This is a genomic window from Thermobifida cellulosilytica TB100 (assembly GCF_001517975.1).
Taxonomy (GTDB): domain Bacteria; phylum Actinomycetota; class Actinomycetes; order Streptosporangiales; family Streptosporangiaceae; genus Thermobifida; species Thermobifida cellulosilytica.
Map to the genome: position 1 here is coordinate 97509 of NZ_KQ950184.1, position 13590 is coordinate 111098.

Below are 13590 nucleotides of genomic sequence, written 5' to 3' on the forward strand. Positions count from 1 at the left end.
GTGGGTGAACAGCGATGCGTCAGCCTTCCGTGTCCAACCTCGCCGACCACATGAAGGCGGTGCACGAACTGCGCCGCGCCTACACGGCCCTGCCGGAGGACGTGCCGGTACGCCTGGCCAAACCGACCTCCAACCTCTTCCGCTTCGGCCGCGGCGGCAACGCCCACCGGCTCGACGTCAGTGCCTTCACCTCGGTGATCAGCATCGACCCCGACGCCCGGACCGCCGAGGTCGGGGGCATGACCACCTACGAGGACCTGGTCGCCGTCACCCTGCGGCATGGGCTCATGCCGCTGGTGGTGCCGCAGTTGCGCACCATCACCCTGGGCGGGGCCGTCACCGGCCTGGGCATCGAGTCCTCGTCCTTCCGCAACGGGCTGCCGCACGAGTCGGTGGAGGAGATGGAGATCCTCACCGGCAACGGCGAGGTGGTGGTGGCCCGGCGCGACAACGAGCACCGCGACCTGTTCCGCGGCTTCCCCAACTCCTACGGCACCCTCGGCTACGCCCTGCGGCTGCGCATCCGACTCGAACCGGTCCTCCCCTACGTCCACCTCCGCCACCTGCGCTTCGGCAGCGCCGAGGAGGCCATGGCGGCCCTGGAGCGGATCTGCGCGGAGCAGCGCTACGAGGACGAGGCGGTCGACTTCGTCGACGGGGTGGTCTTCGGGCGCGACGAGCTGTACCTGACGCTGGCGTCCTTCGCCGACCGCGCCCCCTGGACCAGCGACTACGGCGGGTCCGACATCTACTACCGGTCGATCCCCCGCTACGCGGGACCCGGCCCCGGCGACTACCTGACCGTGCACGACTACCTGTGGCGGTGGGACACCGACTGGTTCTGGTGCTCGGCCGCCTTCGGGGTGCAGCACCCGGTGGTGCGCCGGCTGTGGCCGCGCTCCCTGAAGCGCTCCGACGTCTACCGCAGGCTCGTCGCCCTGGACCGGCGCACCGACTTCAGCCGCCTGCTCGCCTACTACCGGGGGCAGCTCCCCAGGGAGCCGGTGATCCAGGACATCGAGGTCGAGGTGGGCCGCGGCGCGGAGTTCCTCGACTTCTTCCACTCCGAGATCGGCATGTCCCCGGTGTGGCTGTGCCCGCTGCGGCTGCGTGAGGCCCCGGGCGGGGAGGGGGACGCGGAGCCGGTCTGGCCGCTCTACCCCCTCAGGGCCGGGCGCCTGTATGTCAACTTCGGCTTCTGGGGCATGGTTCCCGTCCGCCCCGGAAAGGGCAGGAACTACCACAACCGAGCGGTCGAGCAGGAGGTGACCCGCCTGGGCGGCCACAAGTCGCTCTACTCGGACGCCTTCTACAGCGAGGACGAGTTCTGGCGGCTCTACAACGGCGAGGCCTACCGCAAGCTCAAGGCCGCCTACGACCCGGACCACCGGCTGCTCGACCTGTACGCCAAGTGCGTCGGCAACAGGTGAGATGAGGGGAGAGCCATGCGACTGGCGGAGATGTTCGAGCGGCTCGCCGGAGCCGACGCGCCCGTCCGGTTCCGCGCCTACGACGGCAGCACCGCGGGGGACCCCGACAGCGAGGTCGCCGTGGTCGTCCGCCATCCCGCGGCGCTGAACCACATCGCCCAGGCGCCCGGGGCCCTCGGGCTGACCCGGGCGTACGTGGCCGGGTACATCGACGTGGAGGGCGACATGTACACCGCCCTGCGCGCCCTGGCCGACCTGGTGCTCAGCGACAGGCCCACGCTCTCCGCCGGGGAGATGCTGCGGATCGTCCGGGACATCGGCTGGGTCAAGTTCGTCAACCGGCTGCCGCCCCCGCCGCAGGAGGTGCGCCGTTCCCGGCTCGCCTCCCTGGGGCTGCGCCACTCCAGGAAGCGCGACGCCGAGGCCATCCACCACCACTACGACGTCTCCAACGCCTTCTACGAACTGGTGCTGGGCGAGTCGATGACCTACACCTGTGCGGTCTACCCGACCCCGCAGGCCACCCTGGAGCAGGCCCAGTTCCACAAGCACGAGCTGGTCGCCCGCAAGCTCGGGCTCGCCCCGGGCAAGCGGCTGCTGGACGTGGGCTGCGGCTGGGGCGGCATGGTCATCCACGCGGCCCGGGAGCACGGCGTCAAGGCCCTGGGCGTGACCCTGTCCAAGGAGCAGGCCGAGTGGGCGCAGAAGCGGATCGCCCAGGAGGGGCTGGGCGACCTGGCCGAGGTGCGCCACATGGACTACCGCGACGTGCCCGACGGGGAGTACGACGCGATCAGCTCGATCGGGCTGACCGAGCACGTCGGCAAGAAGAACGTCCCCGCCTACTTCGCGGCGCTGTACGACAAGCTCGTCCCGGGCGGGCGGCTGCTCAACCACTGCATCACCCGGCCCCGCAACGACCTGCCGCCGTTCAAGCACAACGGGGTCATCAACCGCTACGTCTTCCCCGACGGGGAACTGGAGGGGCCCGGCTGGTTGCAGACGGCGATGAACGACGCCGGGTTCGAGATCCGCCACCAGGAGAACCTGCGGGAGCACTACGCGCGGACGCTGCGGGACTGGTCGGCCAACCTGGACCGCAACTGGGACGCCGCGGTGCGGGAGGTCGGCGAGGGCACCGCCCGGGTGTGGCGGCTCTACATGGCGGGATGCGTGCTGGGCTTCGAGCGGAACGTGGTGCAGTTGCACCAGATCCTGGGGGTGAAGCTCGACGGGACCGACGCGCACATGCCGCTGCGGCCCGACTTCGAGCCTCCCGCCCTCTGAACCGGACGGCGCGGCCGGGGTGTGGACTCCGACCGGTGGGCATGATGAGGGGCATGGCTGCGACAGACGACACCCGGCACCACAAGGCCGTCGCCCTCGACCTCATCGACGCGTACGCGCACGCCGACCGCCGACTGGTCCGCGAGCGCTCCGCGGGGATCAGCACCGAGGCGGGGGAGCGGATCGCCTCCGAACTGAAGGTGTTCGCGGCCTTCCTCTCCCGCCGGGTGCAGGACACCGGGGTGCCGTGGCGTCCCGCCGACACGCGGGAGGCGGTCTCCCGGACCGTCGCGGACCTGCTGGACCCCGAGGTGGAGCTGGCGGTCGTCACGACCTGGGAGGCGTACGCGGTGGGGGAGCACGAGGCCGCCCGTGTCCGGGCCCAGGGCGACCCGCTGGTCTTCGTGCACATGCTGGCCGCGTTCTCCGCGGCCGTCGGGACGGCCGTCTACGGCAGGGAGGAGCTGCTGCCCACCCTGCGCGCGGCCGCGGAGCTCTCCGACTGACACGCCCCGCGGCGCGGAAACCGCCCCGGCCGGGGCGGCCCCGGCCTAGAGTGGACGGAACCACCGGCCGCGGGGAGGCAGTGATGGACCACCAGGCGGACGACCACCTCGTCGAACCGGACGACCCCTGGCCGCCCAGTCCGACCGGCGTGCCGATCCGCTGCAACGTGTGCCTGGACGTGCGGGTCTTCGAGGACCGGCACGCCCTGCACCTCGACGAGTTCGGGCCCGGGCCGTACTGCCGCACCTGCGGCAAGCCCATCGAGTTCCGCTGCACGGTCTGCGACGGGCAGTGGCAGCCGTCGCCCTGAGCCGACCGCCCCGGTCCACTGGGCGGACCGCCGTCGAGCGCCCCGCGCGTCCGCCGGGCGGGAGGGGCCTGCCCGTGCCGGGCCGCGGGCACCGCCCGGCACGGGCGCTCCGGACGGCGCGTCAGCGCAGTTCGCGCTTGAGGATCTTGCCGGTGGCGGTCATCGGCAGTTCGGAGCGGAACTCCACCAGCCGGGGGTACTTGTAGGCGGCCAGCCGCTCCTTGGACCAGTCGATCAGCTCCTGCTCGGTGATCGTGGCGTCCTCGGTGGGGATCACGAACGCCTTGATCTCCTCGCCGTGCGTGTCGTGTGGGACGCCCACGACGGCGGCCAGGCTCACCTGGGGGTGCGTCATCAGCACCTCCTCGATCTCCCGCGGGTAGACGTTGTAGCCGCCGCGGATGATCATGTCCTTGGAGCGGTCGATGATGAAGTAGAAGCCCTCCTCGTCGCGGCGGGCGATGTCGCCGGTGCGGAACCAGCCGTCGCGCATGGCCTGTGCGTTGGCCTCGGGACGGTTGTGGTAGCCCTTCATCACGCAGTGGCCGCGCACCGCGATCTCCCCCGGCCCCTCGCCCTCGACGGTCTCGAAGTTCTCGTCGACGAGCTTCATCTCCACACCCCAGATCGGCAGGCCGATCGAGCCCGGCTTGGCCTTGCGCTTGGGGTTGTTGAAGGACACCACCGGGGAGGTCTCGGACAGGCCGTAGCCCTCCAGGATGCCGATGCCGAACTTCTCCCTGATCCGGCGGGAGACCTCGGCGGGCAGGGGCGCGCCGCCGGACACCGCGGTGTGCAGGGTGCGGGAGATCTTCTCGATGTCGTGCTCGCCCCTGGCGTTGAGCAGCCCCCAGTACATGGTCGGCACCCCGGCGAAGAGGGTGACGCCCTCCCGCTCCATCAGCGACAGCGCCTCGTCGCCGTCGAAGCGCGGCATCAGCACCATCGTGCCGTGCCGGTACAGCGCGGCGTTCATCATCGTGGTCTGCCCGAAGATGTGGAACAGCGGCAGCACGGTGAGGAACACGTCGTGCCCGTCGGGGGCCTGGTCGAACATCGCGCTGGAGGAGACCGCGTTGAACAGCAGGTTGTTGTGGGTGAGCTGGGCACCCTTGGGCTGGCCGGTGGTGCCGCTGGTGTAGATGATCACCGCGGTGTCGTCCGCCTCGGTGCGCACCGACTCGAACTCGCCGGGCTGGCCGGCCAGTGCGGCCCAGAAGGTCTCGGCGCCCTCGATCGCGGACTCGGTGGCCCCGGCCGTGGCGGGCAGGTCGACGTACACCTCGCACTCGGCGACCTCGTGGAACGCCTTCCACGCGCGTTCGCCCAGCGGCAGTTCCGGGGTGCCGGTGAAGGCGAACAGCGCCTTGGCCCCGGAGTCGCGCAGGTGGTACTCGATCTCCCGCGGGGTGAGCAGGACGTTCAGCGGGACCACGACCGCGCCCGCCTTGAGCGCACCGAAGTAGACGAAGGGAAAGTACGGGACGTTGGGACAGGCGATCGCGACTCTGTCCCCCGGCCGGACACCCCGGGACACCAGCAGGTTGGCCACCTGGTTGGCGATCATGTCGACCAGGGCGTAGTTCAGCCGCATGTCGCCGAAGACGATCGCGTCGCGCTCGGGCTGGTTGCGTGCGCCGTCCTCCAGCAGAACCGAGAGATTGAGCATCCTGCCTCCTCCGGAAATGTCGCCCATAGTGTCCTACTGCACAGTAACTTATGGGAGGAGGCAGCGACCAGGAGCCCTCTGCCCAGGAAGCGGGCGGTTATTCCGCCCTGGTGAGCGTCACCGAGCCGGGCATCGACTCGCTGAAGCCCAGCTCCGAGACGTGCCAGGAGACTCCGCCCACCTCCAGCTCCTCGCCGAGCTCCAGGGACTGCTCCTCGCCCCGGCCCCCGTCCGGGGTCACGCTGATGACCACGCTCGGCTTCGCGTCGTCGTACCCGGTGATCTCCAGGACGAAGGAGTCGCCCTCCTCGGTCGTGAGGGTGTAGGGGGTCCCTTCGACCAGTTGGATGCGGTTGTCGTAGTCGCCCAGCACCGGGGCCTGGCTCTGCTCGGCCACCGTCTCGGCGGGGACCTCCTCGCCCTGCGTCGAACAGGCGGCCAGCGCCGCGCCCGCGGCGACGGCCAGCACGGTGGACAGCAGCGTCCGGAACACAGTGCGCAAACGGGACAGGGTCATCTCGATCGGTCTCTCCACTGAACAGACAGCCGCGCGCCGGTGGCCTCGCACCGCACGCGCCTTCGGACGGCGGGCCCGGCCCTCGCGGAGGGCTGCTCCCTCCGGCGCCTCGGCGCCGGTGTGGGGCCGGGCGCCGGCGCACCGGCGGGGCGACGCCCGGGGGACCGGAGCCTTCCCGCGTGGCATCCACGGTAGTGGGTTACCGTACCGTCACGTGGGGTCCGAGGTTTTCCGCGCGGGCCGCACGGCCCGTCGCCCGCCCCCCGACCAGCCCGGGCGCCCCCCGTGGCGGTGCCCGCCGAACGGATGGCGCCGCGGGCGTGTCGCCGCGCGCTAACCTTGAGAGACAGGCACTCGGAGCGGCGGCCCCAGGGACCGCCGACGAGCCGGGAGCGGCTGGTCCACCAGCAGCAGGGCGCCAGATCGGAACCTGTCCCCAGGGCAACACCGGTAGAGGAACCATCCAACGATGACAGCGGTTAGCGGCGAGCAGACGACGAGCGACTCCTACGACGCCCGGGCACTGCAGGAGAAGTGGCAGGCCCGGTGGGCGAAGGAGAACCCCTTCACCGCCAGTGAGGACCCGGCCGACACCCGTCCCCGGCGCTATGTGCTCGACATGTTCCCCTACCCCTCGGGCGACCTCCACATGGGCCACGCCGAGGCGTTCGCGATCGGCGACGTCATCGCGCGCTACCACTTCGCGCGCGGGGAGAACGTGCTGCACCCGATCGGCTGGGACTCCTTCGGACTGCCCGCGGAGAACGCCGCCATCAAGCGCGACTCCCACCCCGCCGAGTGGACCTACGCCAACATCGAGACCCAGGCCGAGTCCTTCCGGCGCTACGGCATCTCCCTGGACTGGTCCCGTCGCCTGCACACCAGCGACCCCGAGTACTACCGCTGGAACCAGTGGTTCTTCCTCCGGTTCTACGAACGCGGCCTGGCCTACCGCAAGGACGGCCTGGTCAACTGGTGCCCGCAGGACCAGACCGTGCTCGCCAACGAGCAGGTCGTGCAGGGCAGGTGTGAGCGCTGCCACACCGAGGTCGAGCGGCGCGCGCTCAACCAGTGGTACTTCAAGATCACCGACTACGCCCAGCGGCTGCTGGACGACATGGAGCAGTTGGAGGGCGGCTGGCCGGAGCGCGTGCTCACCATGCAGCGCAACTGGATCGGCCGCTCCGAGGGCGCCGACGTCGACTTCGTGATCGAGGGCCGCGACGAGCCGGTCACCGTCTTCACCACCCGTCCCGACACCCTGTACGGGGCCACCTTCTTCGTGGTGGCCGCCGACGCCCCGCTGGCCGACGAGCTGTGCGCGCCCGAGCAGCGCGAGGCGTTCGAGGCCTACCGCGTCCAGGTCAGCAAGCTCAGCGACATCGAGCGCCAGTCCACCGAACGGGAGAAGACCGGCGTCTTCCTGGGGCGCTACGCGATCAACCCGGTCAACGGCGAGCGCATCCCGGTGTGGGCCGCCGACTACGTGCTGGCCGACTACGGTCACGGCGCGATCATGGCGGTGCCCGCCCACGACCAGCGTGACCTGGACTTCGCCCGCACCTTCGGCCTGCCGGTGCGGGTCGTGGTCGACACCGGCGAACCCGACCCGGCCGAGACCGGGATCGCCACCCCCGGCGAGGGCGTCCTGGTCAACTCCGGCCCGCTGAACGGGCTGAGCAAGAGCGAGGCCATCCCGCGCATCATCGAGATCCTCACCGAGCGCGGCACCGGCAAGGCCGCCGTCAACTACCGGCTGCGCGACTGGCTGCTGTCCCGCCAGCGCTACTGGGGCACCCCCATCCCGATCATCCACTGCCCCGACTGCGGCGAGGTCCCCGTCCCCGACTCCGACCTGCCGGTGCGGCTGCCCGAGAACCTGCGCGGCGCCGACCTGGCCCCCAAGGGGATCTCCCCGCTGGCCGCGGCCACCGACTGGGTCAACGTGTCCTGCCCCCGCTGCGGCGGGGCCGCCAAGCGGGACACCGACACCATGGACACCTTCGTCGACTCCTCCTGGTACTACCTGCGGTACTGCTCGCCGAACCTGGACACCGCGCCGTTCGACGTGGAGAAGGTCGAGAAGTGGGGGCCCATCGACCAGTACGTCGGCGGCGTCGAGCACGCGATCCTGCACCTGCTGTACAGCCGCTTCTTCACCAAGGTGCTCTACGACATGGGCCTGGTGTCCTTCACCGAGCCCTTCGTCCGGCTGCTCAACCAGGGCCAGGTCATCAACCAGGGCAAGGCGATGTCCAAGTCGCTGGGCAACGGCGTGGACCTGGGCAAGGAGATCGACCGCTACGGCGTCGACGCGGTCCGGCTGACCGTGGTCTTCGCCGGCCCGCCGGAGGAGGACATCGACTGGGCCGACGTCTCCCCGGGCGCCTCCCTGAAGTTCCTCAACCGCGCCTACCGGGTGATGGCCCAGGCCGGAGCCGCCTCCGCGCCGGGCGTCGACCCGGCGACCGGCGACCAGGCCCTGCGCCGGGTCACCCACCAGACCCTGGCGAAGGTGACCGACGCCATCGAGGCGCAGCGGTTCAATGTGGCGATCGCGCGCATCATGGAGCTGGTCACCGCGACCCGCCGGGCGATCGACTCCGGCCCCGGCGCCGCCGACCCGGCCGTGCGCGAGGCCGCCGAGGTCATCGCGATCACGCTCGGGCTGTTCGCGCCCTACGTCGCGGAGGAGGGCTGGGAGCTGCTCGGCCACTCCGGCTCGGTGGCCGTGGGCACCTGGCGCGAGCCCGACCCCGCGCTGCTGGTGCAGGAGAGCGTGACCTGCGTGGTCCAGGTGGCCAGCAAGGTCCGCGACAAGCTGGAGGTGTCGCCGGACATCTCCGCGGAGGAGCTGGAGAGGCTGGCCCTGGCCTCGCAGAAGGTGCAGGGCTTCATCGCCGGGCGCGAGATCCGCAAGATCGTCGTGCGCGAACCCAAACTGGTCAACATCGTGGTCGCCTAGCGGTTCTGCCCGCCGACCCCCGCGGGGCCGCGGCTCGACCGGCCGCGGCCCCGCGGTGTGCGGGGAACAGCCGGGCGTCGCGGCGGAGGAGAGAGGCTGCGGACATGGGCGAGGCGAGACGGCGGACGCTGCTGCGCTGGGTCGCCGCGGTGGGCGGGGTCGCCGTGGTGAGCACCGGGGCCGTCGTCGGCGGGCTGCTGTGGGACGCGCGCGGTCCCGCGGTCGAGGCCACGGAGGCGGACACCTACCCGCAGCCGCCCGACTGCGCGTCGGTGCCGACTACGGCGGTGGAGGCCGTGGTCCCCTCGGCGGTGCTGGAGAGCGACACGGCCGGGCCGCTGTCCCAGTCCGCCGAGCGGTCGTGCGTGTGGTCCTCCCTGGACGCGTCCGGTGCCGACGCCCGGGTCCTCGTCGTCTCCTTCCGCGCCCACTTCGGGGACGGCGACGGTTCGGTGAGCGGGGCGGACCGGGCCGCGGCGGAGCTGGAGGCGCTGAGCGGCGACGCCGCGGAGCCCGTCGAGGAAGCAGTGGTGCGCGCGGCGTCCGTCGGCGACGGCGCCGAGGCGGTCCTGCGGGCCGACAACCTCACGGTCCGGGTCTGGTACGGCGGAGTGCCCGCGCAGGAGGCCCGCAGCGCAGCGGCCACGGTGGCCGCGGAGGTGGCCGCGGCCCTGTGACGGCATCCCGGCGCCGACGCCGGGGCGCGGGCCGGGCCGCCGGGAAAAAGGTCTTCGATCATCGCGAACTTTGTGGCGGGAAGCGGCTTCTCACTCGGTAGAACGGGACGACCGGACCACCTGACGCCGCCACCGGCCGGGTGGCTCCCGACTAGTAGCGTTGGCACGTCGTACCACCCCCGCCCCGGTCCGGGACAGACGAAGGGAAGCCCATGGTCCAGCCGCCCCCCTACGGCGGATTCGCCCCCCAGCAGGAGACGCCGCCCAAGAGCGGCCGCGGTTGCGCGACGGTGCTCCTGGCCGGTGCGGTGCTGGGCCTGGCACTGCTGGTCCTCGGAGGGATCGGCTTCCTCGTCTGGCTGCGTGGGCCGGGTGGGGACTACGAGGCGGCCCCCGAGTGCGCCGTGGTGGAGGAGAGCGGGGTGCTCGACCGCTTCGTCAAGGGACACGTGGCCGACCTCGACAGCCCGATCGACACCGGGGACGCCGACTGGTGGGACGGCACCCAGTGCCGCTGGACGACCACGGAGGACTCCTCCGGGCTGCCCGCCAGCGTGAGCGTGGCGTTCATCCGCAGCGGCAACCGCCTCGGCTACGGCGGAGAGGCGTCGGCCCGGGCCGACCTGAGGAGCGAACCCGGGGGGAACACCGCGGTCGCCGTGGACGACCTCGGCGACGAGGCGGTCCGGTGGTACGACGCCACCACGCTGCACGGGTGTGTGGCGGTACGGAAGTCCAACCTCATGATCTCCACCTGCTACGAGTCCAGCACCGATTTCGCGGCCAGTCGGGAGATCTCCGCGGCGGAAGCCATGGAGGGCGCCCTGACCGTGGCCAGGGAGATCGTCGCCGAACTCGAAGCGGAATAGACCCCCAGGGACCGGGCAGGCGCTCTGCGCCGACACCGGTCGTCCCCATCCCCGATCACGCGGATCACCCGCCAGTACTCAGCGAGGAACCTGATGACGCAGCCGCCTCCCAACGGACCGCAACCTCCCTACGGCCAGCCCTACGGGACTCCCCAGCCCTCCTACGGCCAGCAGTTCACCCCCCAGTACGGGGCCGGATACCCGACGCCTCCGCAGCGGAAGAGCAACGGCTGTCTGATCGCCGGCGTGCTCGTGGGCGCGTTCGTGGTCCTGGCCGTGGCGGGGATCATCGTGTTCTTCGCCCTGAGCGGCGGCAACGAGGCGCCGTCGGCCGGTGGTTCGGGCAACGTGGCCGAGAGCCCCCAGTCCGGCGGGGAGGAGCCCCAGGGGCCCGACGAGACGCCTTCGCCGCAGGGGGAGTTCGTCGTACTGCCGGCCTGTGAGGAGATCGCTCCCGACGAACTGGACACGCTCATGCCCGGGTACAGCCTGGAGGTCGAGGACGTCGACACCGGTGCCCAGGAGTGGTGGGAGGGCTACCACTGCTCCTGGAACAACGCCGTCACCTGGGAGGAGGGGAGCTACTACTTCCTCACGGTCGTGCTCAACGACCCCGAGGAGGCGTACGACACCGCCGACGACCTGGAGCTGTACGCCGAGGACTACGACACGACCCCGGTGAGCGGGCTCGGCGAGGGCGCCCTGTCCTGGTACGACTCCACCAACGAGGTCGGCTGCGTGGCCACCTACGTGGAGAACCTGTCGTTCTCGGCCTGCTACGACGAGATGAGCGGCGGAGAGCCGCTGCCCGAGGACGAGGCGATCGCGCAGGCCGAGGAGCTGGCCCACTCCACCCTGGCGAAGATCGAGAGCGGCGACTACCGCGAATAGCGGAGCCCGGGCGGCGCTCCGCAGCGGGAGCGTCGCCCCCGTGCCGCCCGGGGCGGTCGTGTCTTTCCGGCACGGGAGACCGCGCGGACGGCGGCGGAGGCGTCCACGGCGGGGGCGGAGACGGGGTGCGGGGCCGTCAGGAGGCGCGGATTACGGCGCCGTACCGAAACGACGCGGAGTTGTTACACCTTACGGAGAACGGTGACCACCTTGCCCAGAATGGTCGCGGAATCGCCGTTGATCGGCTCGTAGGCGCTGTTTCTGGGCAGTAGCCAAACGTGTTCTCCGTCACGTTTGAACACCTTCACCGTGGCCTCGTCACCCAGCAGCGCGGCCACGATGTCGCCGTTGTTGGCGTCGGGCTGCTGGCGGACAACCACCAGGTCACCATCGGTGATGGCGGCGTCGACCATGGAGTCGCCCACGACGGTGAGCATGAACAGAGTGCCTTCGCCGACGAGCTGTCGGGGGAGGGTGAAGACGTCCTCGACGTACTCCTCGGCCAGGATCGGGCCGCCCGCCGCGATACGGCCCAGGAGGGGGATGCCGACCGTGGCGGGAGAGTCCGCTGCCCCCGTGTGACCAGGGGTTTTCTGCGGAAAGGTGGGCATTTCGCCGGGAATGCGAATTTCCACCGCTCTTGGGCGATTCTGGTCCCGGTGGAGGTAGCCCTTGCGTTGCAACACCTTCAACTGGTGCGCGACACTTGAGGGGCTGGACAGTCCTACCGCGTCACCGATCTCCCGGATCGACGGCGGGTACCCCCGCTCACGGACGTAGCGGTGGATGACGTTCAGGACACTCCGCTGGCGGTCGGTGAGTGTCGGAGCGGCCTCCGCCCCCCCGGTGGGGGTCGCAGCGGAGTCATCCGTGCGGACCGGGCGGAGTGCGGAGACGGCACTCTCCTCCGCACGGGGCTGCCGCCCTCCGTTGTTCTCCTCCGGCACGTCCGGCCTCCTCGGCGGTCGGTGTCCTGGGTCGTGGACTGTCGGCTGTGTGGCATCGGTGCTTGTTCCGGATGGCCGAGGGTGGCGGTGTGACACGACCGACGCCGACGCTCTACCGGAACGAAACACATTCCACGTTAGTCCCTGCACAAGGCGAGATCAAACAAACGTTCGAGATGGTGCTGAAAAATTTCCCGGAATGCGGTAGTAGTCGAACGCCAGTTCTAGCCGGTGGAGGTAAGGAGACGACGATGTCCCAGACCGCGCTGCCGCGCGCCGCGCAGGCCGCCGACCGTGTCCTCCGCCGTGCGGCCCGCGACGACCGCGCTCCCGGTCTCTACGACTGGTCCCGCGAGGTGCCGGAGTGGGCCGGCGCCGTGGAGCCGCACCGACATCTCCAGGCCGCCGGGAGCCGTCGCAGCACCCGTCCCGTCCCCGCCGGGCCGCCCCGGCTGACCAGGCGCGGCCGGATCGTCCTGTACAGCCTGCTCGGCACGGCTGCCGCGGCGGGCTGCGGACTCCTCTCCGTGGCCTTCGTGGCCCTGAGCGCCACCACCGCCGACGCCTCCACCGAGAGCCTCATGGACCTGCCCGAGCGGTCGCACACCCTCATCGTCAACGAGGGGGACACGCTCTGGGAGATCGCCGAGCGGATCCGCCCCGCGGAGGACCCGCGCAAGACGGTGGACGAGCTCGTCGAGATCAACAACCTGACCGGACCGGTCCTCACGCCGGGCCAGGAGCTCGTGCTGCCCTCCCACTGACCCCGAACCCCGCTCCCGCCGCCTGCCCGCACCAGGCGGACGCCCGCGGCTGCGCCGTGCCCGCGGGACGGCTGGGGTGTGTGCCACGACACTTCCGGGAGACGGACCGGCGAGTTGCGCCCGGGGACGGTGAGGTCTAGGTTATCGACCACTAAATCTTGTACCCGCGTGGGTGAAAGCATCCACAAGTTGTGGTCCTTCGGCGTTGACCTGGGAAGGAAGAGGACTGGTGCGCTGCCCCTTCTGCCAGAACCAGGACACCCGGGTGATCGACAGCCGCGCCGCAGAGGAGGGGGCCGCGATCCGGCGCCGCCGCTCCTGCCCGGCCTGCGAGAGGAGATTCACCACCCAGGAGACCGTGCTGCTCATGGTCGCCAAGCGGTCGGGCGTCACCGAGCCCTTCTCCCGCAGCAAGATCATCGCTGGAGTCCGACGGGCCTGCCAGGGCCGCCCGGTCAGCGAGGACGCCCTCGCCCTCCTCGGCCAGCGGGTCGAGGAGACCATCCGCGCCCGCGGGGCCGCCGAGGTCCCCTCCCACGAGATCGGGCTCGCCATCCTCGGGCCGCTGCGCGACCTGGACGAGGTCGCCTACCTGCGCTTCGCGAGCGTCTACCGCAGCTTCGAGTCCCTGGAGGACTTCGAGAACGAGATCGCGGAGCTGAGAGCGGAGCGTGCCGCGCCGCAGGACTGACCCACCCGACGCCCCACAGCGTCCAGCAGACCAGAGAACACGCACGGTGCCGCCGTGCCGCGACGG

General features: G+C 71.0%; 13 protein-coding genes. 10 read left to right on the top strand and 3 right to left on the bottom strand.

The annotated features are described in order from the left end of the window. Positions 1–14 precede the first annotated feature (14 nt). From AC529_RS15005 to AC529_RS15020, 4 genes are all read left to right on the top strand, one after another. Positions 15–1430, top strand: a complete 1416-nt coding sequence (locus tag AC529_RS15005; protein WP_068757799.1) for an FAD-binding oxidoreductase — start codon at positions 15–17, stop codon at positions 1428–1430. A gap of 15 nt (positions 1431–1445) precedes the next feature. Then, entirely contained in the window at positions 1446–2717 is a 1272-nt protein-coding gene (locus AC529_RS15010) for an SAM-dependent methyltransferase (protein WP_068757801.1), read from the top strand. Positions 2718–2770: 53 nt separating this feature from the next. Then, on the top strand, positions 2771–3223 hold the full coding sequence (locus AC529_RS15015) for a hypothetical protein (protein ID WP_068757803.1): 453 nt from the start codon (positions 2771–2773) through the stop codon (positions 3221–3223). A gap of 83 nt (positions 3224–3306) precedes the next feature. Continuing rightward, complete coding sequence (locus tag AC529_RS15020; RefSeq protein WP_068758054.1) at positions 3307–3534, top strand: hypothetical protein; 228 nt, start codon at positions 3307–3309, stop codon at positions 3532–3534. A 121-nt stretch (positions 3535–3655) separates the two neighbouring features. Here the strand turns inward: AC529_RS15020 and AC529_RS15025 are convergent, their stop codons facing one another. Both AC529_RS15025 and AC529_RS15030 read right to left on the bottom strand, forming a co-directional pair. After that, a complete protein-coding gene (locus AC529_RS15025) occupies positions 3656–5203 on the bottom strand; it encodes a long-chain-fatty-acid--CoA ligase (protein ID WP_068757805.1) in 1548 nt (515 codons plus the stop codon). Between the two features lie 97 nt (positions 5204–5300). After that, complete coding sequence (locus tag AC529_RS15030) at positions 5301–5696, bottom strand: DUF6406 domain-containing protein (RefSeq protein ID WP_232306768.1); 396 nt, start codon at positions 5694–5696, stop codon at positions 5301–5303. A 493-nt stretch (positions 5697–6189) separates the two neighbouring features. Between AC529_RS15030 and leuS the strand changes: the two genes are divergently transcribed. The 4 genes from leuS to AC529_RS15050 all read left to right on the top strand — a co-directional run bounded on the left by leuS (position 6190) and on the right by AC529_RS15050 (position 11122). Then, positions 6190–8685, top strand: coding sequence for a leucine--tRNA ligase (gene leuS / locus AC529_RS15035; RefSeq protein WP_068757809.1), 2496 nt, complete (start codon positions 6190–6192; stop codon positions 8683–8685). A gap of 104 nt (positions 8686–8789) precedes the next feature. Next, positions 8790–9362 carry a hypothetical protein gene (locus AC529_RS15040; protein WP_068757811.1) on the top strand — a complete coding sequence of 191 codons (573 nt, stop codon included), beginning with the start codon at positions 8790–8792 and terminating at the stop codon, positions 9360–9362. A 212-nt stretch (positions 9363–9574) separates the two neighbouring features. Continuing rightward, entirely contained in the window at positions 9575–10231 is a 657-nt protein-coding gene (locus AC529_RS15045) for a hypothetical protein (protein ID WP_068757813.1), read from the top strand. A 93-nt stretch (positions 10232–10324) separates the two neighbouring features. After that, positions 10325–11122, top strand: coding sequence for a hypothetical protein (locus tag AC529_RS15050; RefSeq protein ID WP_068757815.1), 798 nt, complete (start codon positions 10325–10327; stop codon positions 11120–11122). Positions 11123–11304: 182 nt separating this feature from the next. Here AC529_RS15050 and lexA read toward each other — a convergent pair whose 3' ends face one another. Next, entirely contained in the window at positions 11305–12069 is a 765-nt protein-coding gene (gene lexA, locus AC529_RS15055) for a transcriptional repressor LexA (RefSeq protein WP_068757817.1), read from the bottom strand. A 251-nt stretch (positions 12070–12320) separates the two neighbouring features. On the opposite strand from lexA, the gene AC529_RS15060 reads away from it, so the two are divergent. Together AC529_RS15060 and nrdR are read left to right on the top strand one after the other, a co-directional pair. Beyond that, entirely contained in the window at positions 12321–12833 is a 513-nt protein-coding gene (locus AC529_RS15060; RefSeq protein WP_068757819.1) for a LysM peptidoglycan-binding domain-containing protein, read from the top strand. Between the two features lie 229 nt (positions 12834–13062). Beyond that, a complete protein-coding gene (gene nrdR / locus AC529_RS15065) occupies positions 13063–13524 on the top strand; it encodes a transcriptional regulator NrdR (protein WP_068757821.1) in 462 nt (153 codons plus the stop codon). The last annotated feature ends 66 nt before the right edge of the window (positions 13525–13590 follow it).